The 26,789-nt window shown below is 59.0% G+C and carries 20 protein-coding genes and 1 pseudogene; 6 read left to right on the top strand and 15 right to left on the bottom strand.

Annotated features, from left to right (window positions below):
• Positions 1 to 4 precede the first annotated feature (4 nt).
• Positions 5 to 934: a LysR family transcriptional regulator gene (locus JQ848_RS10630; protein WP_202210651.1), complete on the bottom strand. Its 930-nt coding sequence runs from the start codon at positions 932 to 934 to the stop codon at positions 5 to 7.
• 166 nt (positions 935 to 1,100) lie between these two features.
• Between JQ848_RS10630 and JQ848_RS10625 the strand changes: the two genes are divergently transcribed.
• On the top strand, positions 1,101 to 2,111 hold the full coding sequence (locus JQ848_RS10625) for a zinc-dependent alcohol dehydrogenase family protein (RefSeq protein WP_202210650.1): 1,011 nt from the start codon (positions 1,101 to 1,103) through the stop codon (positions 2,109 to 2,111).
• Between the two features lie 180 nt (positions 2,112 to 2,291).
• On the opposite strand, the gene JQ848_RS10620 is transcribed toward JQ848_RS10625, so the two are convergent.
• A complete protein-coding gene (locus tag JQ848_RS10620; RefSeq protein ID WP_127196894.1) occupies positions 2,292 to 2,777 on the bottom strand; it encodes a GNAT family N-acetyltransferase in 486 nt (161 codons plus the stop codon).
• Positions 2,778 to 2,886: 109 nt separating this feature from the next.
• Entirely contained in the window at positions 2,887 to 4,104 is a 1,218-nt protein-coding gene (locus JQ848_RS10615; protein WP_127196895.1) for a M24 family metallopeptidase, read from the bottom strand.
• Between the two features lie 159 nt (positions 4,105 to 4,263).
• On the opposite strand from JQ848_RS10615, the gene JQ848_RS10610 reads away from it, so the two are divergent.
• Together JQ848_RS10610 and JQ848_RS10605 are read left to right on the top strand one after the other, a co-directional pair.
• Positions 4,264 to 4,830: a helix-turn-helix domain-containing protein gene (locus JQ848_RS10610; protein WP_003444682.1), complete on the top strand. Its 567-nt coding sequence runs from the start codon at positions 4,264 to 4,266 to the stop codon at positions 4,828 to 4,830.
• A gap of 261 nt (positions 4,831 to 5,091) precedes the next feature.
• Positions 5,092 to 6,693: an ABC transporter substrate-binding protein gene (locus JQ848_RS10605; RefSeq protein WP_003444683.1), complete on the top strand. Its 1,602-nt coding sequence runs from the start codon at positions 5,092 to 5,094 to the stop codon at positions 6,691 to 6,693.
• 79 nt (positions 6,694 to 6,772) lie between these two features.
• On the opposite strand, the gene JQ848_RS10600 is transcribed toward JQ848_RS10605, so the two are convergent.
• The 5 genes from JQ848_RS10600 to JQ848_RS10580 form a co-directional block, all read right to left on the bottom strand.
• Positions 6,773 to 8,527, bottom strand: coding sequence for an acyl-CoA dehydrogenase (locus JQ848_RS10600; RefSeq protein WP_202210649.1), 1,755 nt, complete (start codon positions 8,525 to 8,527; stop codon positions 6,773 to 6,775).
• 61 nt (positions 8,528 to 8,588) lie between these two features.
• Positions 8,589 to 9,830 carry a thiolase family protein gene (locus tag JQ848_RS10595; protein ID WP_003444688.1) on the bottom strand — a complete coding sequence of 414 codons (1,242 nt, stop codon included), beginning with the start codon at positions 9,828 to 9,830 and terminating at the stop codon, positions 8,589 to 8,591.
• Positions 9,827 to 11,710, bottom strand: a complete 1,884-nt coding sequence (locus JQ848_RS10590; RefSeq protein ID WP_161720173.1) for a feruloyl-CoA synthase — start codon at positions 11,708 to 11,710, stop codon at positions 9,827 to 9,829. Before JQ848_RS10590 ends, JQ848_RS10595 begins: the two co-directional genes overlap by 4 nt.
• A 159-nt stretch (positions 11,711 to 11,869) precedes the next feature.
• Positions 11,870 to 13,318, bottom strand: coding sequence for an aldehyde dehydrogenase (locus JQ848_RS10585; protein WP_003444691.1), 1,449 nt, complete (start codon positions 13,316 to 13,318; stop codon positions 11,870 to 11,872).
• 109 nt (positions 13,319 to 13,427) lie between these two features.
• Complete coding sequence (locus tag JQ848_RS10580) at positions 13,428 to 14,258, bottom strand: p-hydroxycinnamoyl CoA hydratase/lyase (RefSeq protein WP_003444693.1); 831 nt, start codon at positions 14,256 to 14,258, stop codon at positions 13,428 to 13,430.
• 214 nt (positions 14,259 to 14,472) lie between these two features.
• Between JQ848_RS10580 and JQ848_RS10575 the strand changes: the two genes are divergently transcribed.
• Positions 14,473 to 14,958: a MarR family winged helix-turn-helix transcriptional regulator gene (locus JQ848_RS10575; protein WP_003444695.1), complete on the top strand. Its 486-nt coding sequence runs from the start codon at positions 14,473 to 14,475 to the stop codon at positions 14,956 to 14,958.
• Positions 14,959 to 15,017: 59 nt separating this feature from the next.
• On the opposite strand, the gene JQ848_RS10570 is transcribed toward JQ848_RS10575, so the two are convergent.
• On the bottom strand, positions 15,018 to 16,340 hold the full coding sequence (locus JQ848_RS10570) for an OprD family porin (protein WP_202210648.1): 1,323 nt from the start codon (positions 16,338 to 16,340) through the stop codon (positions 15,018 to 15,020).
• A 329-nt stretch (positions 16,341 to 16,669) separates the two neighbouring features.
• On the opposite strand from JQ848_RS10570, the gene mhpT reads away from it, so the two are divergent.
• Positions 16,670 to 17,896: a 3-(3-hydroxy-phenyl)propionate transporter MhpT gene (gene mhpT, locus JQ848_RS10565; protein WP_161720175.1), complete on the top strand. Its 1,227-nt coding sequence runs from the start codon at positions 16,670 to 16,672 to the stop codon at positions 17,894 to 17,896.
• Positions 17,897 to 17,963: 67 nt separating this feature from the next.
• On the opposite strand, the gene JQ848_RS10560 is transcribed toward mhpT, so the two are convergent.
• The 6 genes and pseudogenes from JQ848_RS10560 to JQ848_RS10535 all read right to left on the bottom strand — a co-directional run bounded on the left by JQ848_RS10560 (position 17,964) and on the right by JQ848_RS10535 (position 25,361).
• Positions 17,964 to 19,316, bottom strand: a complete 1,353-nt coding sequence (locus JQ848_RS10560) for an OprD family outer membrane porin (RefSeq protein ID WP_202210647.1) — start codon at positions 19,314 to 19,316, stop codon at positions 17,964 to 17,966.
• 214 nt (positions 19,317 to 19,530) lie between these two features.
• A complete protein-coding gene (locus JQ848_RS10555; RefSeq protein ID WP_161720179.1) occupies positions 19,531 to 19,821 on the bottom strand; it encodes a DUF485 domain-containing protein in 291 nt (96 codons plus the stop codon).
• A 25-nt stretch (positions 19,822 to 19,846) separates the two neighbouring features.
• Positions 19,847 to 21,501 (bottom strand): annotated as a pseudogene (locus JQ848_RS10550) (sodium:solute symporter family transporter).
• A gap of 13 nt (positions 21,502 to 21,514) precedes the next feature.
• Positions 21,515 to 22,696 carry a M20 aminoacylase family protein gene (locus tag JQ848_RS10545; protein WP_161720183.1) on the bottom strand — a complete coding sequence of 394 codons (1,182 nt, stop codon included), beginning with the start codon at positions 22,694 to 22,696 and terminating at the stop codon, positions 21,515 to 21,517.
• 295 nt (positions 22,697 to 22,991) lie between these two features.
• Entirely contained in the window at positions 22,992 to 23,924 is a 933-nt protein-coding gene (locus JQ848_RS10540) for a LysR family transcriptional regulator (protein ID WP_161720185.1), read from the bottom strand.
• 274 nt (positions 23,925 to 24,198) lie between these two features.
• Positions 24,199 to 25,361 (bottom strand): IS3 family transposase gene (locus JQ848_RS10535; protein WP_095019831.1). Its coding sequence is split into 2 segments (ribosomal slippage): positions 24,199 to 25,106 and positions 25,106 to 25,361, totalling 1,164 coding nucleotides; the frame shifts between segments, so codons are not numbered across the junction.
• A gap of 342 nt (positions 25,362 to 25,703) precedes the next feature.
• Between JQ848_RS10535 and JQ848_RS10530 the strand changes: the two genes are divergently transcribed.
• The gene (locus JQ848_RS10530) at positions 25,704 to 26,423 is read left to right on the top strand and encodes an endonuclease NucS domain-containing protein (RefSeq protein ID WP_202210646.1); all 720 of its coding nucleotides are present in this window, start codon (positions 25,704 to 25,706) and stop codon (positions 26,421 to 26,423) included.
• The last annotated feature ends 366 nt before the right edge of the window (positions 26,424 to 26,789 follow it).

Here is a 26,789-nt window from a genome sequence, read left to right as displayed (position 1 = left end):
GCGCCTAAGCCCCGCTGGTCTTTTGCTCAAGCCATAAAGGATAAAGCAGCGCAAACCTCTGGCTCACCCAGTCGACAAATGCATGCACCTGCGGGGCAAGGTACGTTCTGCTGGGGTACAACACGGACACCGGGCGCGGTCTTGGCCGATAGTTCTCGAGTACTTCCACCAAAGAACCATCAGCCAGATACCGCTCCAGCGCGATCCCCGGCGCCTGAAGAATGCCAAAACCGGCCACACCACATTGCACATAGGTGCTGGACTCATTGACGACGATGCCACGGTGGCTGACGTAGCCCCTGTCGATGCCGCCATTGGAGAACTGCCAGGGGAGCGGTCGCTGGTTCTGACCGGACAGAAAACTGATGCAACGGTGAGAATCCAGCTCCTGCAGAGTATCCGGCGCGCCGAACTCCTGGATATATCCAGGCGCCGCGCACGTCACCATGGTTGCCATGCCGATACGCCGGGCCACCAGACTGGAGTCCGGCAACTCTCCGATCCTGAGCGCGCAATCCACCCCTTCGGCGACCAAATCCACGGTACGGTCGGTAACCCCCAATGCCATTTCGATTTGCGGATGACTGTTGCTGAACTCTCTCAGACTTGTGATGAATGCAGGCTGGGAAAGCGCCGATGGAATATCAACCCGCAGTTTTCCTCGAAGGGATGCCCCGGCAACATCGAACATCGACGTTGCCTGAGCGAGGCGCCCGAGAATATCCATGACCCGTTCGTAAAACTGCTCCCCCTCTGTCGTCAGTCGCACTTGTCGGGTTGTGCGCTGAAAAAGTCTCACGCCAAGAGATGCTTCCAGCTCCTGTATGGCCCGGGTGACCTGAGGGCGTCCCAATTGTGTGGCATCAGCGGCTTTGGTGAAGCTTCCAAGCTCGGCAACACGCACAAAAACTTGCATTGATTGCAGCAGTTCCATACACCCTCGCTTAGATTTTGTTGCTGCTTAAGGTATCAACCCTAGGCCATTGTTGCCGTTAGAGACAACAGTCTTGTCCTGGCTGAAGCATTTATTGCCACTGACTCAGGGGTAACAATGGCCGCACTCCACCAGATCTGACTGGTGCCCTTTAAGGAGAAACAAAATGAAAGCCTGGCTTCTGAATGATTTTGGTCTCGACAATTTAGTCCTTGGTGACACCCCCACGCCGGAACCCAAGGCCGGAGAGTTGCTGGTCAAGGTTGGCGCCGTTTCCCTCAACTTCCGCGACAAAGCCATCGTCGACGGCATTTACGAACCACATAAAGTGCCCAAATCGCTGATTCCCGTGAGCGATGCAGCAGGAACCGTAGTCGCTGTTGGTGAAGGTGTCAGCCGATTCAAACTTGGCGACCGGGTAAACTCGCATTTGTATTCACGCTGGATTGATGGCGCCCCTGCTTCGGACGAACCCGATTACTGCTTTGGCTCGCCCCTGCCTGGGGGGCTGGCCGAGTACATGATCATTCACGAGGATAGCGCTGTGCGCGCACCCGATAACATGTCGGACGAAGAAGCCTCGACACTGCCTATCGCCGCGCTTACTGCCTGGTATTCACTGGTGGACTACGGCCAGATCAAACCCGGAGAAACCGTACTCGTGCAGGGTACTGGCGGCGTGTCGATCTTCGCCGTTCAACTGGCTGCTGCGCTGGGTGCCAAAGTGATTGTCACGTCGAGCAATGACGCCAATCTGCAGGCTGCCATGCAACTGGGTGCAGTCAGCGGGGTGAACTACAGGACCCACCCGCAATGGCATGAGCAAGTGCTCAAGCTCACCGACGGCAAGGGGGTCGATCTGCTCCTGGACGTTGCCGGCGGCAATGGCTTGAATCAGTCCATCGCAGCGACCAAGGCCGCAGGCAAGATCGCACAAATCGGCTTCCTTACAGGGCAGACCACCGAGCTTGGCCTGATGCCGTTGATTTTCCGGCAGACCACCATACGCGGCATCGCAGTCGCCCCGCGCTCGTCCTTCGACCGTATGAACGCCTTCCTCAACGAAAACCAAATCCGGCCAGTCATCGATAAGGTCTACCCCTTTGAAGAGGCACGCCAGGCGTACGAACACTTGGCGAGGGGCGCTTTCGGCAAGGTAGTGATCAAGATTGCTTGAGGGGGTGAATTGATATTGCCGGAGAGAAACCGGCGCACTTCCTTGCAGCCTTGAACCGGAAAAAAGCGACCGGGCTGCGTTCAGGTTTGTAGCCGGGCATGTCGCATGCCCGGCCTCCTCGCTACCTTCCGCTGGCCAGACATGCTTGCTTTCTGGGGAGGTCGCCAGATCTTTTAATTGCTACTGATTGCCCTGCAATTCAAGCTCCATGTGAATGATTTCTATGGGTTGCCCACCCACACCGTGACTGAAAACACCGTGCTTTTGTGTCACAAAGCCATGCTTTTTGTAGAAGCCTTGCGCATTCAAGGTCGACTCCACCTTTATAAAGCGGATGCCAGGCCCACGTGCATTATCAATACCTGTCTTGAGCAAATGCTCACCAAGCCCCTGGCTGGATGCCTCGCGAAGCAGGAATAGCCGCGTCACCTCTCCTGGCTCTGAATCGACAAAGCCAACGATCCTTCCCAGTTGCAGGGCCACGACCATCCGCCCTTGTTTTATCAGTTGCTCATAAAATTCCGGGGTTCTTTCGCCCATCCAGCCATTGAGTTGCTCCGGGGTATAGAGTCCGTTCGACAGCTCGGCTATCGACTGCCAGGTGACATGGAAAATAGCGTGGCCATCTCCAGGTTGTGCAGCCCGAAGGGTAAATTGCTTTTGCATGCCCGCTACTCCTTGTTGTCGGGATTCAGGGGGGCCTGGCTGGTTTGCCAGACACGCTTCATGACAGCGCCCATTTCCAACCAAAGCCCCCCCGGTGCCAGGCCTGCCCTCAGGCCTGAAGCCCGAACGGGTCGTCTACAGAATGGCTCGGCCGGGTAAACCAGCGCGGGCCAGTGGCTGTCATGTAGAAATGATCTTCCAGGCGAATGCCGAACTCGCCCGGGATGCAAATCATTGGCTCATTGGAGAAGCACATGCCCTCGGCCAGCGGCGTCAGGTCACCACGCACCAGGTAAGGCCCTTCGTGAATGTCCAGGCCGATGCCATGTCCGGTGCGGTGCGGCAAGCCGGGTAACTGGTAGTCCGGGCCGAGACCGGCGGCTTCCAGGGCGAGACGCGCGGCGGCATCCACCACCTGGCAGGGTTCACCCAGGCGCGCAGCGTCGAAGGCGGCCAGCTGGGCGGTTTTTTCCAGGTTCCACAGGGCGCGCTGGCGGTCGCTCGGGGTGCCGAACACGTAACTGCGAGTGATATCCGACTGATAGCCGTGGAGCAGGCAACCCGTGTCGATCAGCACCATGTCGCCGTCCTTGAGCACCTGCGCGTGCTTTACGCCGTGGGGAAAGGCACTGGCCTCGCCGAACAGCACGATGCAGAAGGTCGAACCCGGTGCGCCCACCTTGCGGTGCGCCTCACGGATAAACTCGGCAACCTCGGTGGTACTGATGCCTGCGCGCAGGATGCTGGCGGCAGCCTTTTGCACTTCCAGGGTCATGTCTTTGGCACGCTGCATCAGCGCCAGCTCGGTAGCGGACTTGTGATAGCGACACAGGTTCGTCACGCAAGAAGCGTCGACGAACTTTAAGTCCGATCCGAGGCGGCGGATGCCATCGAACATGAAAAATGCCAGGGACGGGCACAGGCCCACCACTGCATCGGCGGCGACCCCCATTGCAGCGAGCATATCGAGCAGCAGGCGGTAGGGACTCTCGTGCTCCTGCCAGCCATGAATAAACCCGTCCACCTCGCGGAAGTCGCGAATGGTGCCCTCCTCGAATGCCGGAGCGATATAGGCCAGCGCTCCGTTGGCGGGCAGCACGGCACCGACCATGCGTTCGCTCGGGCTCCACTTCACCCCGGTGAAGTAGTACAGGTTACTGCCAGCGTTCAGGTAGAGGGCGGCGATACCCTGCTCTCGCATCAGGCCCTGGGCCTTGGCAATGCGCGACTGGTATTCGTCGAGGCCGACAGGCTTCATGCCCTCGGTCATCTGCGCCAGGCCGGCCAGCGCCTGTTCCGGAGTTTTGCCACCTACACCCACTGTCATCTCGTTCTCCCGAATTATGCTGCAGTGGGCGAAATTTAAGCCTGACTTAAAAAACCGTCAATCCATATTTTTAGTGGTGCTTAATTCCAGTAAGGCGAAAAACGTTTTTCCAGTGCCCCGCCCGTTATACTGGCGCCTTTCAAAATACGAGCCACGCCAATGACCGTAGAACAGATCGGTGAACGGCTGCGCCGCTACCGCCGCGCCGCCAACAAGACCCTGAAACAAGTGGCCACTGAGTCAGGCCTGACAGCCAGCTTCTTGTCCCAGGCGGAGCGTAACCTCACTGGCGTGTCCATCTCCTCGCTGGCGCGAATCGCAAAATCCCTGGGCGTTGCGCTCAACACCCTGTTCGACCAGCCCGCCCAGCCCCAGCCCGACTCCCACCAGGGCCAGCGCGTACGCTATAGCATCGGTAGCCAGCCGCTGGTCTACGAGCGCCTGTCCAGCAACTTCCCCGGCAACCTGATCAACGCGATGAAGATGACTATGGCAGTGGGCTACCAGTCCGAGCTCATTTGCCACGAAGGCGCAGAGTTTACCTATGTGCTCTGCGGGCAAATCGTCTACGCCATAGATGGCCACAAATACCCGCTTGGCCCGGGCGGGTCGATACATTTCGACTCCACCAGGCCGCATTCCATTGCCAATGCGGGCGACGATGTTGCCGAAGTTCTGGTCGTCACCACCATGGGCGGGTTACTCGACGATCACCCCGCAGCCTGATCGGGCACACTTACAAAAAGTAAGTAACACTTAATTTAAGTTGAAATTAATTTTAGATTGACTTAAATTTTTTCTCGGCCGCTGTCGGCGCGAGTATCCCTCCCCCCTTCAGCGCTACCGCCCGAGCCAGGACACCTGCCTTCGGCTGCCTGTTCAAAAATGACGGGCAGCTCACAGCCCGTAAAGCCGCAGGATCAGGTGCATCCCCCAGAAACGGGCTACCTGATCTGCCGCCCTCAAAATAACAACAATGAGGTTCGCATGCGCAAAAAGACCACGCTCAAGACCATGATCGCCGCCGGCCTGATCCTCGGCTGCGGCTTGACCCATGCCGCCAGCAACCTGGTGTTCTGCTCCGAAGGCAGCCCGGCCGGCTTCGACCCGGGCCAATACACCACGGGGACCGACTTCGACGCCTCAGCCGAAACCGTCTTCAACCGGCTGGCGCAGTTCGAGCGTGGCGGCACCAAGGTCGTCCCCGGCCTGGCAACCCGCTGGGACGTTTCTCCCGATGGCCTGACCTACACCTTCCACCTGCGGGACGGGGTCAAGTTCCACACCACCGACTACTTCAAGCCGACCCGCGACTTCAACGCCGACGACGTGCTGTTCACCTTCAACCGCATGCTCGACAAGGACATGCCGTTCCGCAAGGCCTACCCCACCGAATTCCCCTACTTCACGGACATGGGGATGAACGAAAACATCACCGGGGTCGAAAAAGTCGACGACCATACCGTCAAGTTCACCCTCAGTACTGTGAACGCAGCCTTCATTCAGAACATGGCCATGAGTTTCGCCTCGATCCAGTCGGCCGAATACGCCGACCAGTTGCTCAAGCAAGGCAAGGCCAAGGACATCAACCAAAAGCCGATCGGCACTGGCCCGTTCGTGTTCAGCAAGTACCAGAAAGACGCGCAGATTCGCTACAAGGGCAACCAGAATTACTGGAAGCCTGAAGACGTGAAGATCGACAATCTGATCTTCGCCATCACCACCGACCCCTCGGTGCGCATGCAAAAACTGAAAAAGAACGAATGCCAGATCACTGCCTACCCGCGCCCGGCCGATATCAAGCCGCTGCAGCAAGACCAGAACCTGCAGATGCCCAGTCAACCAGGCTTCAACCTTGGCTATATCGCCTACAACTTCACCCGCAAGCCGTTCGACAAACTCGAAGTACGCCAGGCGCTGGACATGGCGGTAAACAAGCAAGCCATCATCGACGCTGTTTACCAGGGTGCCGGCCAACTGGCCGTCAACGGGCTGCCGCCGACCCAGTGGTCCTACGACGAGACCATCAAGGACGTCGCCCACAACCCGCAGAAAGCCAGGGAGCTGCTGCAGGCGGCAGGTGTGAAAGAAGGCACAGAAATCACCCTCTGGGCCATGCCGGTGCAACGCCCCTACAACCCCAACGCCAAGCTGATGGCCGAAATGCTGCAGGCCGACTGGGCCAGAATTGGCATCAAGGCCAACATCGTCAGCTACGAATGGGGCGAGTACATCAAGCGCGCCCACGCCGGCGAGCACGACGTCATGCTGATCGGCTTTACTGGCGACAACGGTGACCCGGACAACTGGCTGGGCACCCTGTACAGCTGCAACTCGGTCAACGGCAACAACTTCTCCAAGTGGTGCAATGAGGACTACGAAAAACTGGTGAAGGCCGCCGAGGCCACCTCCGATGTGGAAAAGCGCACCGCGCTGTACAAAGAAGCACAGCATCTCCTGAAATCACAGGTGCCTATCACCCCGATCGCCCACTCCACGGTCTACCAGCCGATGCGCACCAGTGTGAAGGACTTCCTGATCAGCCCCTTCGGACTCAGCAGCTTCTACGGCGTGTCCAACCAACAGTGAATGACCGGGGCCGACCAGGCGGCCCCTTCACCGTCCTCGCACCGGCGAGGACTTTGTCATCCGCGACTTTGACTGAACCTCAGATAAACGCCAACGCTGCCCGCGCCCCACGCACTGCGGCCACACGCTGCTCGGCCTGGGGCAACAGGTAGCTGAAAAAGAACCCGGCGGTTTCCAGCTTGGCGGCGCGGAGCGGGTCATCTTCGGCAAGTTGTCGCGAGACCCGTGCCGCCCGGCCCCAGGCCAGCGCAAGCAGGATCAGGCCGCAAAGCTGGAGGAAGTCCCCGGCAGCTCGATACGGGTACTCTGCATCCTCGAGTGACAGCTCACGCACCTCGCCAACCAGCACTTCAAGGGTGCTGCACAGGCTCGCCAGCTGTTCAGCAAAGTCTGCGCACTCCGGTATATCGGCGCCAAGCCTGGACTCTTCGCGCAACTGCGCCAACAACAGCTCAAAAGCCTGACCCTGATCCCCCAGCACCTTACGCAGGAGCAGGTCGTTGGCCTGTATCTCGTTACTGCCTTCATAGATCATGGCGATGCGACTGTCGCGCAGGGTTTGTTCGATGGCAAATTCGGCGATGTAGCCGTACCCGCCAAACACCTGCAAGGCGTTGCTGGCCTGGCGAAACCCCTGCTCGGTGAAAAACGCCTTGATGATCGGCGTCAGCAACTGCGCCAGTTGTCCGGCTTGTTGCCGCGCCCTTGGCTCAGGCTCATGTTCTGCCTGGTCCAACAGATGCGCGACCCAATAACCGATAGCGCGCAGGCCTTCGCTGGTGGCGCGCAATTCAAGCAGGATGCGACGTATTGCCGGATGGTAATTGATCGGGTCGACAGCCTGCGCCACCACCCCGGCCGGCCTTGACGGTGCGCGCATCTGCTGGCGTTCGGCGCCATAGCTGCGGGCGTTCTGCCAAGCCGCTTCGCAGTGCCCCAGGCCTTGCAGGCCAACATGCAGACGTGCCGAATTCATCATCACGAACATCGCCTTCAGCCCGCGATTGACCTCACCAATCAACCAACCCTGGGCGGCATCGAACACCAGTGAACAAGTAGCGCTGCCCTTGATCCCCATCTTGTGCTCGATGCCATCGCAGATCACGCCGTTGGCCTGGCCACCATCCAGCAACTTCGGCACCAGGAACAACGAAATTCCGTGGCTGCCGGCTGGTGCTCCCGGTACGCGAGCCAGCACCAGATGCAGGATGTTGCTGGTGAGGTCATGCTCGCCGCCCGAGATAAACAACTTGTTGCCATCAAGCCGGTAACTCCCGTCGCCCCGAGGCTCTGCGCGACAGCGTAGCAGGCCGACATCACTCCCCGCCTGGGGCTCGGTCAGGCACATGGTGGGCAAGCTTTCGCCGCTGATGATTGCGCGAAGATAGCGCTCCTGCAACCACGGGGCACCGTGGGTTTTCAAACACAGATAGGCGCCGTGGGCGATGCCGGTGTACATGGCCCAAGCGTGGTTACTGGCGTAAAGCATCTCTTGCAGCGCCGCGTCGAGCACTTGCGGCAAACCCTGCCCGCCCAGCGCTTCGGCGCAAGCCAAGGCCGGCCAACCACCGTCAACATAGGCCCGATACGCGTCGCAAAATCCGTCCGGGGTGGTGACCCGGCCTTCGCTCAAGTGGCAACCCTGGCGATCGCCACGGCTGTTCAACGGCGCCAATACGCCACTGCTGAAGCGCCCGGCTTCTTTGAGTACCTGTACGGCCAGCGGTAAATCCAGCGCCTCGAACACCGGGCTGCGACGCCAGGCCTCGGGCGCCTGCAGCCAGTGTTCAAGAACAAATTGCATATCGCGCAAGGGCGCCTGATAGCTCCACATGGCAAACCTCATCCGGTAGAAAACAAGTCACACCCGCCGCTGCGGGCGGGTCGCTAAAACCTCAGGCGCACCAGCCCGGGTTCTCGATCAACAAGGCCATGCCCTGCCCGCCGCCGACACAGGCCGCTGCAATCCCGTAGCGCAGGTTGTGCTCGCGCAGCTGACGGGCCAAGGTCAGCACCAGGCGCAAACCACTGGCAGCCAGCGGGTGACCCAGAGCCAGCGAACCGCCCTGAACGTTGAGACGCGAATGGTCCAGTTCCAATTCCTGTGCCACGGCCAGCACTTGGGCAGCCTGGGCTTCGTTGATTTCGTAACGGCCAATTTGATTCAGCTCCAGGCCGCTGCGTTGCAACAGCAGGCGGATCGCCGGTGCCGGACCTATACCCATGAACTCAGGCGCCACCCCGACCACGGCGCTGGCCCGCAGCAGGGCCAATGGCGTATCCCGGCAGGCCGAAGTGCGGGCGACCAGCGCCGCCGCCGCGCCATCGACCACCGCACAGCTGTTGCCGGCGGTCTGCACCCCGCCTTGGTGCACCGCACGCAGTCGGGCCAAGGCCGCCAGCTCAGCAGGCCGTGGATGGCTGTCTTCACTCACAGTATCGACCCCACGTGGCAGGGTGATGCCGCGCGGCTGGTAACCGTCCAGGTCGAAAGTCTGATGACCTACGGCCACGATCTCCGGCGCCAGCCAGCCCGTTTGCTGCGCCGCCAGCGCCCGCCGATGGCTGTCGCAGGCATAAGCATCCACAGTTTCACGGCTCAGGCCATAGCGCCGCGCCAGATTGTCGGCCGTGGCGATCATGTCCAGCCCGGGGGCCGGATCAAACAGTGCTTCCCAGAGAAAATCCTTGAACTGCACGCTGGCACCGAGGCGAAAACCGCCACGATGGGTGTACGCCGCAATCGGATTGCGCGACATGGATTCGGCCGCTACGCACAGCGCCAGTTGCACGCCGTCATCCAACTGCCTGGCAGCCTGGTGCAGAAGTTCGAAACCGGTGGCGCAGATGCGCTGCACCCCCAATGCCGGTACCGATTGAGGCACGCCGCTGTAGAGGCCGATATGCCGTGGCAGCAGGTAAGCATCGAAACTGGCCTGGGCCATGGAGCCCGCCAGTACGCTGTCCACCCCTTGCGGATCGACCCCTGCGCGGGCCAACACTTCGCGCCCGACCTTGATTCCCAGGTCGATTGGCGACACCTCGGCCAGCGCACCATTGAAGTCGACCCAGGGTGTGCGCAGCGCATCGATGATGGCAGCGTCAGTGAAAACCGAGTACTGGCCGCCAGCGCTCACAGCCTGGCCCCCGCGCGTAGAATCGCCGGATCGAGCCCGCGATACAGGGCCTCGACCTGATCGGCACGCCACTGCAACACCGCTCGCTGATTGATCGAACCTTTGTCCGTAATTTCACCGCGGTCGATGGACGCCGGTTCGTCGAGCAATGCGATCCATTCAAGGCGACTGGCATTGCCGCTGGCTTCGCGATTGAGTCGCTGCAACCAGTCGGCGAACCATTCGCGCACTGGCGCGCTGGCCAGCACCTCGGTGTCGCTGGCACTGGCCGAAAGCCCCGACAGCTGTCGGCATTCATACATTCTCGGGAATACCAGCGCCCCCAGGCATTCACGATCCGGCGCGGTCACTACCAAGTCCTGGACATAGGGCGAACCTTCGAGCACAGCGCGACTGCGCAGAGGCCCGACACTGACAAAGACCCCGGAGGACAGTTTGAAATCTTCGGCGATGCGCCCGTCAAACATCAGCCCCAATTGCGGATCGCGGGGGTCGGCGAGTTTGAGTGCATCACCGGAACAGTAATAGCCCTGATCATCGAACACCTCGGCGGTCTGCTGCGGTGAGCGCCAGTAACCGGGCATGATGTGCGGGCCACGGAAGCGCCCTTCCAGTTTGCCGTCCGCAGGCACCAGACGCACCTCGCAACCCGGCGCCGGCAGGCCTATGTAACCGGCCATGGACAACGGCCCGGTGGTAAAGGTGCAGGATGGCGCGGCCTCGGTCATGCCCAGCCCGGCCATCATCCGGATACGTTCGCCGCAGTGCTGTTCGGCAACCCGGTCCAGACGGTCCCAGACGCTTTGCGACAAACCAGCGGCGGCGAAGAAAAACAGACTGATGCGTTTGAAAAAACATTCCCGCAGTTGCGCATCCTGTTCCAGCGCCGTGACCAGTTCTTCCCAGCCCTTGGGCACCGTCAGGTAAGCGGTGGGCGACAATTCCTTGAGGTTACGCAGCGTTTGCGCGAAACCCTGCGCCGTGGGTTTGCCGTCGTCCAGGTAAAAACTGCCGCCGTTGTAGAGCACGATGCCAATGTTGTGGCTGCCACCAAAGGTGTGGTTCCACGGCAACCAGTCCACCAGCACGGGCGGCTCTTCGCCGAACACCGGGAAGGTCTGCAACAGCATCTGCTGGTTGGCGCAGAGCATGCGTTGGGTCGTGATCACCGCTTTGGGTAAACGAGTGGAACCGGAGGTGAAAAGAAACTTGGCAACGCTGTCCGGGCCCGTGCTGGCAAACGCGGCTTCGGCCTCGGCACCACCCGGCTGCTCAAGCAGGCTGGCGAAGCTCGCCTGACGGCGCCCCGCAACCTGGCCACGCACCGAAATCATTGGCGTATCGGTTGGTATCACGGCATCGATGGCGCGCTGGTAGGCTGCGGCATCACTAACGAACACCAGGCCCGGTTGCAGCAGGTCGCAAACGTGGCGCAGCTTGGCAAAGTCCTGGGACAGCAGCGAATAGGCCGGCGACACCGGGCAGTAAGGGATGCCCGCGTACATGGCGCCGAAGGCGACCTGCAAATGTTCGAGGTCATTGCCCGAGAGCAGCACCAGAGGCTTGTCTGCCGACAGGCCGTAGCTCAACAGGCTTTGAGCGATGGCCCGGACACTGTCGAGCATCTGGGCGTAACTGATCCGGCGCCAATCACCGCTGGCCTGACGGGCGGCGATAAAGGTCTGCTCGGGACGCTCTTGGGCCCAGTGCACCAGCCGATCGAGCAGCCGCTTGGGCAACTCGGCCAACGGTTCCAGGGAGCGCATGTGCAATACGCCCTGCTGTTCTGTGACCTCGACCGCCGAACAGCCAATGGACACATGGCGATAGCGCGGTGCACCGGCTTGGTCATTGGATTGCGATCTGAATTCGGAACTCACGTGCTTGCTCTCCATCAAGGCACGCTGAAACCAAGCCACACACAGATGACTCGCGGATAGCGTGGCAGCCGTTGGCCGCAACCTTGTTATTGTTATTTCTGCCTTGCACGCGGGCGCTGCGCTTCCAGGGAAGTCGACGCCCGACGTGGCGACGCCTGTTCAGATCGGGTAGTGCCGCGGTCCATTCTGCAAGGTAACCCAACGCAGTTGGGTAAAATGCTCGATCGACGCTTTGCCGCCAAAACTGCCGTAACCGCTCGACTTGACCCCGCCGAAGGGCATATGCGCCTCGTCGTGCACGGTCGGGCCATTGATATGACAGATGCCCGACTCTACCCGTTGCGCCAGCGCCAGGGCACGCCCGGTGTCGCGACTGAATATCGCCGCCGACAAACCGAACTCGGAGTCGTTGGCCAGGCGCAGCAGCGCTTCATCGCCGTCGCCGCGCAGCAACACGGCCACTGGGCCGAAGGATTCCTCGCGGTACAGACGCATGCTCTCATTGACGCCGTCGAGCAGGGTCGGCTGTAAAATGCTGCCGTCCAGTTGCCCGCCGACCACCAGCCGAGCGCCCTTGGCCACGGCATCATCGATCAACGCCTTGATGCGCGTCCCGGCACCGGCATCCACCAGTGAGCCGAGTACTGAATCCGTGGCCGCTGGATCACCGGCCCGCAGGGTTGCAACCTTGGCCGCCAGCTTGGCGACGAACGCATCAGCGACCTTGGCGTCGACGATCAGACGCTCGGTGGACATGCAGATCTGCCCCTGATTGAAGTAGGCGCCAAAGGCAGCTGCCTCCACCGCCGCATCCAGGTCAGCGTCATCGAGCACCAAAAACGGCGCCTTGCCGCCCAGTTCCAGCAAAGCGGGTTTGAGGTGGCGCGCCGCGAGTTCACCGACAATGCGCCCGACATGGGTCGAGCCGGTGAAGTTGACCCGTCGCACAGCCGGGTTGGCGATCAACCGCTCGACAATCGCCGCCGCATCCGCCGGAGCGTTGCTGATGACATTGACCACCCCATCGCCCAAGCCTGCGTCTTGCAATACCTGACCGATCAAGCGGTGTGCTGCCGGGCTCAGTTCTGAGGCCTTGAGCACCACGGTGTTGCCACAGGCCAATGGCATGGCGATGGCGCGGGTGCCAAGAATGACCGGGGCGTTCCAGGGAGCGATGCCCAGCACTACGCCGCAAGGCTGGCGCAGGGCCATGGCGAAACTGCCAGGCACATCCGAGGGGATGACTTCGCCGGTGATCTGGGTGGTCATCGACGCCGCCTCGCGCAGCATATTGGCCGCCAGCTTCACGTTGAAACCGTACCAGTTGGCCATGGCCCCGGTCTCGCCGGCAGCCGCGATGAACTCGGCGCTGCACGCCTGCAATTGCTCGGCCGCCTTGAGCAAACGGGAGCGACGCTCATTGGGCGCCAGTGCAGCCCACTCGGGGAACGCCTTCTGGGCCGCGGCCACTGCGGCGTCGGCATCTTCCAGGGTGGCGGCAGCAACCCGCGACACCAACTCGCCAGTAACCGGGTTACGGCGTTCGAAGGTTCGACCGTCGCGGGCGGGGCACGACTGGCCGCCAATCAACAGGGGCACGTCCAGCATGGTGATTCCTCTTTATTGTCTTTATCGGGAATGCATTTGAGCGATCTAGACCCAGCACCCGGGCGCAACCGCCAGCAGCGGGATGCGCCCGGTAACTCGCCGCCGTGTCTCAGCGTTTGTAGGTTTGCAGGCCAGGCTTGATGCTCTTGTCGTCGAGGAATTGTTTCATGCCCTGCTCACGGCCGCCTTCGGTGTCGAGCAGACGTGACTGATCGAGCTTGGCGTAGAGGTAATCTTCGTTCTGCTCCCACGTCAGTTCGCGACAGCGTTTGAAGCCATGCTTGGCCGCACGCAGAACCACCGGGTTTTTCTCCAGCAGGTTACGCGCCAGCTCTACCGTGACTTCACGCAGTTGCGCCAGGGGCACGCTTTCGTTGACCAGCCCCATCTCGGCGGCTTTCTGCCCACCAAAGGTCTTGCCGGTCATGATGTAGTACAGCGATTGACGATGGCCCACGGTGTCGGCCATGGCTTTGCTCACCAGGTTGCCCGGCGGGATGCCCCAGTTGATTTCCGAAAGGCCGAAGGTCGCTTCGTCGGCGCAGATCGCCAGATCGCAGGCCACCAATGGACTGAAGCCACCACCAAAGCACCAGCCGTTGACCATGGCAATGGTCGGCTTGGCGTACATGCGCAGCAGTTTCCATTGCCATTGCGACGCTTCGCGACGGATTTTTTCCTGAAGTATCTCCGGGCCGGCGTCCACTTCGCGGAAGTACTCCTTGAGGTCCATGCCCGCAGTCCAGGCCTCGCCGGCGCCGGTCAGCACCAGCACGCCAGCGGCCGGGTCCTGTTCCAGGGTTTCCAGCACATCGATCATTTCCCGGTTCAGGGTCGGGCTCATCGCGTTACGTTTTTCAGGGCGATTGAGGATGACCCAGGCAATGCCCTCCTCAATCTCGACTTTGACCGTTGTCCAGCGACCTTCGTAGTTGCTCATGATGATGCACTCTTGTTCTTGGCTTGAAGATAGCTAGAAATTAAAGCAGCAATTTAGTTATGTCAATTAACCATTAATAAAATTAACCATTTTTCTATCCCGCTGAAAGAACCTGCCGTAGCACCTTAAAACAACATTGACCATAGCTATCACTGGCCAACCCCGGCAAAATAGATAGCCTTGTTAACCTCCACTTTTTCAGGACTCACCCGCAATGGCCAAGCCTTCACCCCCCGCAGCCCCAAGCGAGTCCCTGCCGCCGCCCCAGATGCAAACCGCATTGGACTCGGCACTGGACGACCTGATCGGCTACGCCATGCGCCGCGCCCAGCTGAAATTATTCCAGAACCTGATTGGTCGCCTTTCGGCCCATGACCTGCGACCCGCGCAATTCTCGGCCCTGGCGATCATCGACCAGAACCCCGGATTGATGCAGGCCGACCTGGCTCGGGCACTGGCCATCGAGCCGCCCCAGGTGGTGCCCCTGCTCAACAAACTGGAAAGTCGCGCGCTGGCGGTACGGGTGCGCTGCAAACCGGACAAACGCTCTTACGGGATCTTCCTCAGCAAGACCGGCGAGACCCTGCTCAAGGAACTCAAGCAGATCGCCGTGCAAAGCGACCTTGACGCCACCGCGGCGCTCGATGGCGAGGAACGCGAAGAGCTGCTGCGCTTGTTGAAGAAGGTCTATCAGGACTGAACACAGACGCCGGCACGCCGCAAATGGGCGGCCGGCGGAAAATGCTGAGGGACTCGGGGTTACCAGATCTGCAAGGTATAGACCACCAGAAACCGGGTCTGGTTTTCATCGCGAAATGCCGCGCCGCCCGGGAAGTCATTGCGGTAGATCGACTTGCGCGCCAACAGCCCGACGTCTTTCAGCGGGCCGCTCTGCACCACATAGCCCAGCTCCATCTGGAACTCGCGCTCTTTGCGGTCTTCAGCGTTGAAGGCTGCCAGCTCGATATTGTCGCCGCGCACATAACGCAACCGCCCCTTCAGACCGGGCACCCCGGACGCCACGAAGTCATAGTCATAGATGGCTTGCCAGGTGCGCTCCTTGGCACTGAGAAAGTCTGAACTCATGGTCAGTTCGCTCATGCCCATCAACTCTGTGCCGCTGATATAAGGGGTTGCCGTGTCTCCACTGGAATACATGTAACCCAGACCCAGCCGGTGCCCGCCGAAACGGTAGCTGAACAGTGCCGAGAGGTTGCGGTTGTCCACTGCGCCGGCCTTGGCACTGCCAGCTTCGCGGCTGAAAAAACTGCGCAGGTCGCTGGTGAGCACACCGTCACCCAGCGGCAGGTTATGCAGCAGCGCCAGGGTGTCCTGTTGGTACAGGTCGGCCACCTCGGCATGGTAAGCGCGCAGACTGAGATCCTGGTTGACCTGGTAATCGCCTCCCAGGTAGGCCATGTGTGAAGTGGTGGCGGCGCCGTTGAAACGCCCGTTCGGCGAGGCGATGGTCATGGCCTGATAGTCCGTGGAATCGCGCTTGTTGATGCGATCGATGTAGCCAGTGTTCAGGGTCAGGCCGTCGATGTCTCTGGAACTGATGGTGCTGCCGCGAAAGGTTTGGGGTAGCAGTCGCGAGGGGCTGGCAAAGGCGAACGGCAGGAAAATCGACACATCCCCGGATTTCAGTGTGGTTTTGGCAAATCGCAATTTGGCAGTCGGTGCCAGGCGCGAGTAATCATCCGCCGCACGCTTGTCGCCGGCCGACACCGGCAACAGTTCGGTGCCGCTGCGATCCGGCGCGGAATCGAGCTTGACGCCCAATAGCCCCCGGACGTCCAGTCCAAAACCCAGCGGGCCCTCGGTAAACCCCGACTCCATATTCATGATGAAACCCTGAGCCCACTCCTTGGCAGCGGTCTTGGCCCCGCCATCCTGGTATTCACGGTCCAGGTAGTAATTGCGCAGGGTCAAGATGCCATGGGCGTCGTCAATAAAGCCCTCGGCCCGAAGCTGGGTGGGCACAACGCTCAAGCCTAGCAGCATCAGCAATAACCTTGGGTAGATGCTGGACACACAGGCGGCTGACGCCGCCGCAACGGCGTTCGTAGGGATTTTTGGCATGTTCGATGTCCATTTTTTATTGTTGTTTTTGCTACCGGTGCGCGCAGTACAACCGGATTCGCGGACAGAGAATGGAAACAGTCGAAGGCAATCGTCAATCACCAGTGACCGATAATCGAACATTAATATTATTATCTATTTCTATGGCACATATTAAACTAGACGATTAGTTATTGTTTTATAAGGTTTATTTTTGATTTCTTGCGTTACCAAGGGCCAGCTTCATTTTTTAGTTATATTTGTTATCTTAATCGCAGCCGCCCTCATCAGCGTGCCCACCACGACGGAACGGCTCGATTCCACAATAAAAACAACAATGAGGTTCACCCATGGACACTCCATCACGTCATTCGACGCTGACAATCGCTTTGTGCTTCATCGTTGCGCTGATCGAGGGTTTCGATCTGCAAGCCGCCGGCACTGCTGCCGCCGGGCTGCGTCAGAGTTTTGCCCTGGACCCGAAAATGCTGGGGTGGGTGTTCAGCGCCGGGATCCTCGGCCTGTTGCCCGGGGCATTTTTTGGCGGCTGGATCGCCGATCGCATCGGGCGCAAGAAAATCCTCATCACTGCCGTGCTGCTGTTTGGCCTGTTTTCCCTGTGCACAGCCTATGTGGAGAGCTACTCCAGCCTGTTGCTAGTGCGCTTCATGACTGGCCTGGGCCTGGGCGCCGCCCTGCCTAACCTGATCGCCCTGTGCGCCGAGGCCGTGAGTGAACGCAATCGCGGCACCGCCATCAGTTTCATGTACTGCGGCGTGCCTTTGGGCGGGGCACTTGCGGCGGCGGTGGCAATGTTCTCCAGTGAGCACTGGCAAACCACCTTTATCATCGGCGGCCTGGCGCCCTTGTTGGTCGTGCCGCTGATGGCCCTGCTGCTGCCCGAATCCACTGCCTTCCGCAAACAACACTCAGCAACGGACAACCTGCGACCATCCACTACCCAGGCACTGTTCGGTGAAGGCCGCGCACGCAACACCCTGGCCTTGTGGCTGAGCTACTTCTTCACCCTGACTGTGATGTACATGCTGCTCAACTGGCTGCCGTCATTACTGCTGGAACAGGGCTTCAGTAAATCTCAGGCGGGCATGGTGCAGATGCTGTTCAACATTGGCGGCGCCCTCGGTTCGCTGCTCGGTGGCCTGCTGCTGGATCGTTGCAACAAATTCAAAGTGGTGCTGTTCGTGTATGCCGGGTTACTGGTGGCGCTGGCCGGGGTCGGCCTGTCGATCGGTATCGTACCCATGTCGATTGCCGGGTTTGCCGCCGGGCTGTTTGTCATGGCTGCTCAACTGGTGCTGTACGCCCTGGCGCCACAGTCCTACCCGACCGCAGTGCGCGCCACCGGCGTCGGCGCGGCAGTGGCAATCGGTCGCCTGGGCTCAGTGGCGGGCCCCCTGGCCGCCGGGCAGATCCTTGCCGCCGGAGCCGGCACCAGTGGCGTGCTACTGGCAACCTCACCCGGGCTGGTAATCGCTGCCCTGTCGATCCTCACCGTGATCGCCCGCTCCCGATTGAGCGACAAAGCACAGGTGAAGGCAGCCTGTTCTAGACCTTGATGGTTAAGACCTTGTGATGCCCCGTGAGTCTGGTGCAGGTGCTTGATTAACTTCGACATGAAACGCGCTAATTGATCGGGAAATTACCCACCAGACGAAACTCATCATAGCTGCCATCGATCTGTCCACCGCTGGCACGGTGGTTGTAAATGATTGTGCGCAGCGTCGAGTTCTTCAGGCGCCCGGACTGCACGGTGTAGGTCACCATCAAAGTATTTTCATGGTGCTTGGCGCCATCCAGGGTTCGCACGTTATAGCCTGTGTTACGTCCGTTCCGATCCCCGTCATAATGGGTGCCATCGATGTCCCAGCCCTTTGCATGCCAGGTGGCCGCCGTGAGTCCGGGCAATCCCATGCTCACCAGGTCAACTTCGTAACGCAACTGCCAGGATTTTTCGTTGGGCCCGCTGTACTCCGAGTACAGCGAGTTCGCCAGGTAGTTACCGGTTGACTCCCAGACTGTGTCGAAGTACTCGTTGCCGATAACCTGCTGCCAGGCCAGCGTCACGCTGTGGGCTTGGTGGCTGCCGGTGAGCGCGATGCTGTAGGCGCTATTGTCGATGTAGCCCAAACGTTGCTCGCCCTGCTCCCGCGTGTGGTAGTAACCAAACGCTATCCTGGTGCCAAGGGTCGCGTTGTCGCCGGCACGGTGGATCGCACCGAAATAGTACTGATCCCACATGTTTTCAAAGCGCGAGGCATAAAGGGTCGCCTCCAGGCCATAGCCAGGCTTGAGCGTTCCCCCCACATAGCTGATGCGATCGCCGCTGTATTGACGGTTGCCAAAACCACTGGTGAGTCGCTCAGCGCCTGTCCCCGTACGGGGAATGACGCGGTCAAAGCTACCCGCTTGCAGCGACAACCAATCGGTCTCATTGCTGGACAGCCCGGCCCCCTGGAAGCTGGAAGGTAAAGCGCGGTTGTCTTTGTAACGCAGTATCGGGTTTTCCGTCATCTGCCGGCCCACCTTAAGCTCGGTGTTCGACACACGAAACCGCGCAATACCAAGTCCCAGGCGGCTCCACGTGGGTATGGCGTCGCCGCTGCTATCGACCAGAACACGGTCAGCACCGTTGGCCACTTGTCCGTGACCACGGGCGAGGTTCACGGCGCTGAAAATGCCAGCATCCAAACCGAACCCAAGTGTGCCCTGTGTGTAGCCTGAGCTGAGTTTAAGCATGCTGGCCTGTACCCAGGTTTCGCGTGTACGGGTGGGTACCCGACCTTGCGGTTTTTGAATGGTCAGGTAGGTGGAACCTCGAGCGTGCTGGTTGGCGTAGTAATGCCGAAGATTGAGATCGAGGCTACTGCCCTCTAAAAAGCCTCGGGCCTGCTCTTGTTGGGCAGGATTGCCAGCCCCCTGCGCCAAACCCGACAGGGCGCAGGCCAGGGTAGTACCAAAGAAAAATCGTACGAGCATTGTGAACCCCGAATCGAAACCGATAGATGACTTTTCCGGTCAGTCAGGCTGACCAGTTATTGTTTTTAGAAAGTATTCGACGGTAGAAACGATGCAGAGCAAGCCAGCTAAGTGGCTCGGCCTCTGCAAGGCCCGGGTTCCCGCCAGTCTGCTGGACTGGCGGGGGGCAAGATTGATCCTTTCAGGGGCGGCCTCCTTGTACGCCGCCGGGGCACTAAAGGTTGCGCAGCAGCGGATCGATGCGCCGGTTCGCGTACCACGTGTAGAAGCCTGTGACCGCTACACAAAACCAGTAGAGGCCTAGGCACGCCACGATCCCGGTGGTCAGCCGCGATTCGGTCGACAACGGTAGGGTCAGCCAATGGGGAGCAAACGCGATCAGCAGGATAAAGCTGAAATACGCACCCAGCGTCAGCACGGTCAGCCCCAGGACTAACCAGAATCTGATTTTTTTCAGACGCGCCAGAGAGCAATTGCCTTCAAGGGTGGTGAACGGGCTCGGCATGGTGGTTACCTCGTTTGGTCAAGGGTCAGTGAGCAATCGCGCTGTTGGCGTTGATGCCGGTCAGCGACCGATAGTGCTGGGCATCGAACCTGGCACGCTCGACGTGGCCCGATGGGCTGCGGTCGGTGATCGAGGCGACCCAGGCGGCGATAAAGGCCAGGCTCATGGAGAACAGCGCAGGATTGGAGTAAGGGAAAATCGCCGTTTCGTGCCCCAGCACATTGACCCAAATTGCAGGCCCCAGCACCAACAGGCCCACCGAAGAGACGAGACCGCACACGCAGGCGGCGACGACTCCCCGGGTGGTCAGCCCGCGCCAGAAGATCGACAGGATCAGCATCGGAAAGTTAGTGCTTGCAGCAACCGCAAACACCAGGCCGGCAAGGAAGCTGATGTTCATGTTCTGCACCAGTTGCGACAGCAGTAGAGCAACGACGATCAGGGTGATACAGGCCCCACGGAAAATCATCAGCTCCCGCTTGGGGGTGTTTTCTTTCCTGGGGAACAGGTGGGTGTAGATATCGTGGCTAACGGCCGACGCGCCTGAGATAGTAAGGCCGGCCACGACTGCCAGGATGGTGGCGAACGCCACGGCGGACATCACGCCCAGAAACAACTCACCGCCAAAAAAGGCCCCCAGGTGCAGGGCTGCCATGTTGCTGCCACCGACCAGCGTTTGACTGCCGGGCTCCAGAAACTGGGGATTACCGATGACGAAAATCGCCGCCCCCGCACCGATCACGGCGATCAGGGTATAGAAGTAAGCAATAATGCAGGTGGCATAGAACGCCGATTGACGAGCAGCGGCACCGTTTTTCACGGTGAAGAAGCGAATCAGGATATGGGGCATGCCGACCATGCCGAAAATGAGTGAAACACCCAAGGAAATAGCATCAATCGGGTTCGATATGAGCTTGCTGGGAGCCAATACCGCCAGCCCGCCGGGATAGGCCTGGACCACTCTGTCGATCAATTGGTCGCTGCTGAAGCCGACACTCTTGAGCACCATGAAACAGAGGAAACTGCCGATAGCCAGGATCAGCACTGCCTTTGTTATTTGCACCCAGGTGGTAGCCAGCATGCCGCCGAAAACCACATACAGCAGCACCAGGATGCCGACCATACCCACCGAGATCAGATAGGGCGTACCAAACAGCAATTGGATCAATTTACCCGCGCCGACCATCTGTACCACCAGATAAAGCAGCACGATGACCAGCGAGTTTGCCGCTGTCAGCAAGTGCACCGGGCGTTTTTTAAGCGGAACGAAACCACATCCGACAACGTGTAATGGCCAAGATTGCGCAGCGGTTCGGCCACTAGAAACAACAGGATTGGCCAGCCGATCAAGGTGCCGACCCCATAGATCAAACTGTCATAGCCATACAGGGCCTGCATGGCCACGGCGCCGAGAAAGGTCGACGCTGACATGTAGTCGCCAGCCAGGGCAAAGCCGTTTTGCATCGGCGTGATGCCGCCCCCCGCGTTGTAAAAATCAGCGGTGCTGTGGCTACGGTTACTGGCCCAACGGGTGATCGCCAGGGTCAGGGTGATCAGCAGGAAAAACGGCACCAGGGTGTGCCAGTTGGCAGCATAACTGCTGCCAGTGGCCGCACTGGCAGAGCTTGAGGCCAGCACTAATATCAGCGAAAGACAGGCTGTCAGGATTTTGGGCTTCATGCGAGCTCCGGGCTTAGTTATTGTTATTGTCGTCGCGTCCGGAACCGAGTCGTAAATCCACAAGCTGCCTGAACATCGCCACCCCGATGCTTGCCACATCGTCGTTGAAGTCGTAATGCGGGTGGTGACACATAGGACCATCCTGGCCCAGCAGGAAATAACAGCCAGGACGCTCCTGGAGAAACACTGCGCAGTCATCACCGGCCATGATCGGAGCGACGTTTTCCTGCAGTTTATCGGCCCCGACCACGAGCTTCGCGGCACGGATCACGTGTTGGGTCTGCTCAGGGCTGTTGACGGTTGGCGGGGTGTTGTTGGCCAGTGTCATCTCGATTTGACACTGATGAGCCAATGCCAGCCCTTGGCAGACTTCGCGCATGCGTTCGACGACCTGCTTTCGAACAGCAACGGACAGAGTGCGCACGGTGCCATCGAGCACCGCGAACTCGGGGATGACGTTATTGGTTTCTCCGGACTGGAAGCTGCAGACACTGATCACTGCATTTTCTATCGGATTGACGTTGCGGCTTACAATACTTTGCAGGGCCGCAACCAGGCTTGAGCCGATCATGATCGGGTCGACGCTCAAGTGCGGCATACCGCCGTGGCTGCCGACGCCGATGATGCGGATCGAGAAAAAGTCCACCGAGGCCAGCGCTGCGCCGCGACGAACGCCAACGGTGCCAGCCGCCAGGGCGGGATGGTTATGCAGCGCATAGATTTCTTCGAACGGGAAACGCTGCAGCAAGCCATCATCCAGCATGGCCCGACTTCCCTGGATGATCTCTTCAGCGGGTTGGAAGATCAGCACCACGGTGCCGCTGAAATCTCGCCGCTCTGCCAACAGACGCGCCGTGCCCAGGAGAATGGCTGTATGACCATCGTGACCGCAACCATGGAATACCCCGTGGTGCACAGAGCGATAGGACGGCTGCCCTTCTTCGACGATGGGCAAGGCATCCATGTCGGCACGAAAGGCAATCGTCGGCCCTGAGCCAAGGCTGCCGTGGATCACCCCGACGACACCCGTCTGGCCAATACCGGTGTGGACTTCGATATCCCATGAGCGCAGCAGCTCAACAACGAAGTTGGCCGTCTTGTGTTCCTGGAAGGCTGTTTCTGGCTGGCTGTGAATCTGTTGGCGCCAGAGGCGCATATCGCTGGCGAGGGCTTGGATTTCAGGGCTGATAGGCATGTGCATGGGTTCCTTATTATTGGGAGCGCTTTTTTAGCGCTTGCGAGCATCATGCTGGAGTGCAAATGCTGCAGGCCAATGCATACTTGGGACGTGTCTATGCGCTCTTTGCATAGCCAATGCGAACGTGGATCGTGCGCGCTTCAGCGCCAGGGTCGTGGAGGTGGCAGTGACGGTGGTCTGCTGCTGGATCGCTGCAATGGCAAGATCCTCGCCACCGGTGCAGGCACTACGGGTCAGTTGCTGACGACCTCTCCAGGACTGGTGATCGCCGCGCTGTCGATCTTCACCGAGATCAACCCTCGATCAAGGGCGCCACGGGGAACTGTTCGGCGCACCGCGCAAATATCTCCTGGGCCAGTGCCTTGGCTCCCTTTATCGAGGGCGCCAGGGTACGTCCCGCAAGGCTGACCGAACCGAAACGCGCGCGCAGTTGCAACGGTGGATTCAGCGCGATCTCCTGCAGCCGGCCACTGTCCACGGCGCTCGAAAATGCCGGGTAACTGCCGAAGACCACGGTGTTCCTGGTGAACGCCAAGGCCTCGAGGTCAGCGAGCACATCCGTCTGAAAATGAATGGCCGTCTCGATGGATCCCCCCAAATACGTATCCAGCTCCGCCATGGCCCAGGCTGACAACTTGATACTGCCCAAGGGGCAACCCAGCAATTCCGAGGGGTGAACCTGTTTTTTCTGCGCCAAAGGATGATGGGCGGCACAAAAGAAACCACTTCGCCAATTGGGCAACAAATCGACCTGCAAATCCTGGCGATAGGACAACAGCGCCACATCGCCGAAAAAAATATCAATCTTCTCTTCCAGCAGCAGCCACAACAATTCTTCATAGGTGCCGCCCTTGACGGTCAATCGCACCTGCGGACAGTTCAGGGCAAAATGTTCCAGCAACTGAGTTTTGAGCAGGGCCGCCGCCGTCGGCGCGAAGCCCAGCGCAATCTCGCCATACTCACCACGGCGCACCAATTCGATATCCCGGCGCAACTCATTGAGCTCGGCCAGCACCTTGCGTGCGCGCTCGGTAAACACCTCGCCGTAAGGTGTCAGCTCAACCCCGTTAGGTCCGCGATCGAACAACTGCACCCCCAGTTCAGCCTCGATCGACTGAATGCTGCGCGACAAGGCCGGCTGACTCAGGTTGACCTCGATACTGGCTTTGGTAAAGGTCAGGTGCTCGACCAGCCCCAGAACATGACGCAGTTTCCTGGTATCCATTTTTCTCTTTCTTAATTAGCGGTCGAATTGACGAAACATGGCCGAAGACGATCCTCCAAAATCACACCAGTGCCCATATCGGGCCGACATCATGTCCCTGGAAAAGCCTGAATCCTAGCCATGCCCTAACAGGTTTTCAGTGTCGCGCATTTGTACAAGATGCGGATATCCATTTGCATGTATCGACTTTATTGACCCCGTCCCTCCCCAACTACGACTCACGCACAGCTTTGAGCGGCCCGAGCCTGTTTATGCCCAACGGCCTGTGTAGTGGTCAACTCATCCCGGACACGGTTTTGAGTTTTTCTTCCGTTTTCGCTGGGGCCAATCCATCGTTAAATTGATGAGGTCGGATCCAGTTGTAGTGATGCATCAGGTACTGGCTAATATCTCTCTGAGCCTGGTGGCCGGTCATGTAGCCAGTGGTTGGTATCCACTCTGTTTTCAAGCTGCGAAAAACCCGCTCCATCGGCGCATTATCCCAGCAGTTTCCTCGGCGGCTCATACTCTGACGCATGCGATAACGCCACAGCCGCTGGCGAAAGTTGCGGCTGCCATATTGGGATCCCTGGTCTGAGTGAAATAGCAGGCCTTGCGGCTTGCCACGCTGCTCGTAAGCCACATCCAACGCCTTGATCACCAAGTCTGCATCCGGCTTTTCTGATAACGCCCAGCCCACCACTCGGCGAGCGTAAAGATCCATGACAACCGCAAGGTAGTGCCATTTCCCCTGTGCCCAGATGTAGGTGATGTCGCCGCACCAGACCTGGTTGGGCGCTTCGACATCAAATTCTCGGTTCAATATATTTGGGATATCCGGCCGCTCGACTGTGGCCTTTTTATAGGCGTGTGATCCTGGCTGCTTGCTGACCAACTCCAGCTCACGCATCAGCCTGCGTACCTTAAACCGTCCAATTTGCTCACCTTCTTCTTGCATCATCAACGTGATGCTTCGACTGCCGGGAGCACTTCGGCCCTGGGTGAACAACTCGCTCACTCGGCTACGCAGCCTGAGCCGCTCAACATCTGGTGTTCGCCGCCTTAGACGATGCGCGTAGTACCCCGAACGAGCGACCTCAAACGCCTCGCACAAGCAGTCAACAGGCTCATGGACGCTTAGCTGATTGATCAGCGCGTACGCTCGAGATCTTCCGACATCAAGAGCGCGGTAGCCTTTTTTAATATTGATTTCTCGCGCTCGAGGCGAGCAATCCGAGCTTCCAACTCCTGGATTTTTTGCTGCTCTGGTGTCAGGGCCTTGCTCTGGGGCGTGACGCCGGTGCGCTCTTGCTGAAGCTGGTCGACCCAGCGGCGCAGCGCCGACTCACCAACACTCAGTGAACGACTGGCTTCGATGAAGCTGTAGTTTTGCTTGAGCACGAGGTCGGCAGCCTCGCGTTTGAATTCAGCGGAAAAGGTACGGCGTTGTTTGGTCATCTGACACCTCGATCTGGCGAGCATTCTCGCCTAAAAGGGTGTCCGGTTTCATTAGACCACTACACTGACCTTCATCCTCTCAATCAAATACAGTCCGAGTTTTTGTCTTTTCGTACAGTGTTCTGCTGCCTGATGATTGCTCATGGCACTCCAAAACTGACAGTGTTGTATGAGGGGCTGCTTTCGGCCAGAAGCAGACGCTAAGCCGACTAACTTCCGCCCGTACAACACTGCTGCGCGTTGCCACCGGTGGCGATAGACGAGCAATATCACCACATTGGTATTCTTATCCCCCACCAGTTAACCTGCCAATTTCAGGCCATCAGTCATGGACACCCCTAGATGCAGCCCCCCAAGAAATACTCTGTTGTATTGGTCGATTTAGATGGTAGGCACACGCTCTATCCGATGAAAGAATGGTGCCGTCAGAATCCCAATGAAGCACCACCTATCGATCGCAACACGAATTCTCAGCAGCTTCGTCGTGCATTCACTCGAATGGGATGGATCACTGAAGAAACTGAAACACAGGTTCTGGTCCTGCATCCCGGCACACCTAAAACAGCTATCCAAGCCATCGAAGATGAAGACCTGGCTCTTGGTGACGAAGACACGCCAGATTCAGATCGAGAGACAGTTTTTGAACTGGAATGGCAGCTACGCGACTTCATCTCTCACAACATCGAATCACTGAAACTGGAAGGTAAATCACTTCGCCTCTATGTCGACCCTCAAGGTCGTGATGGAGTTGAATACCCTACCGACGTTGGACCAATCGACATACTCGCACTTGATTCAGATGACGCGTTCGTGATTTTTGAACTCAAGCGTGGTCGTGTGGCAGATCGTGCGATCGGTCAGATCAGCCGCTACATGGGCTGGATCAAGAAGAACCTTGCGCACGGGAAGAGGGTGAAGGGCGTCATCGTTGCGAAATCCATCAGCTCAAACCTGCGTCACGCTATCGTGGCAGTGCCTAATGTCTCGCTTTTTGAGTATGAAGTAGCGTTCAGCCTGAACCAAATCCTTGAAGCAGATGGACCAATTTCAGATGAAATATGAGGAGTGAACAGCCCCAACTTTCGTAGCCCCATCAATTGATCGTTTCTGCCAGTGAGCGAAAGGCTGACTTCGACCGTCGCTATGCATGTTCAAACCTCAGTCTGTTCCGCCATCTCCAGACCAATAGCGGCTCCGGGATGCGTGGAATAAACCGGGGGGCGATTCAACTCCCCTACCCTTGGCACGATCCGATGTTCGTGACCAAAAGCATCTTAAGCAGGTTGAACGCCTGCGGGGCCCGGCCGTTAATCACCCAAAGATTGAGGTCGCGGCAATACTCGGTATCGACCAGCGTATGGTCTACAAGATCGGCAAGGAGTTCGGGGTAACCTTCAAAGCTCCAACCTACGGCGGCACCCGGAACGT

This window comes from Pseudomonas paraversuta (assembly GCF_904067025.1).
In the GTDB taxonomy this organism is placed as follows: domain Bacteria; phylum Pseudomonadota; class Gammaproteobacteria; order Pseudomonadales; family Pseudomonadaceae; genus Aquipseudomonas; species Aquipseudomonas paraversuta.
The sequence above is the reverse complement of the archived record's forward strand: the minus strand, read 5'-3'. Positions and strand labels throughout refer to the sequence as shown.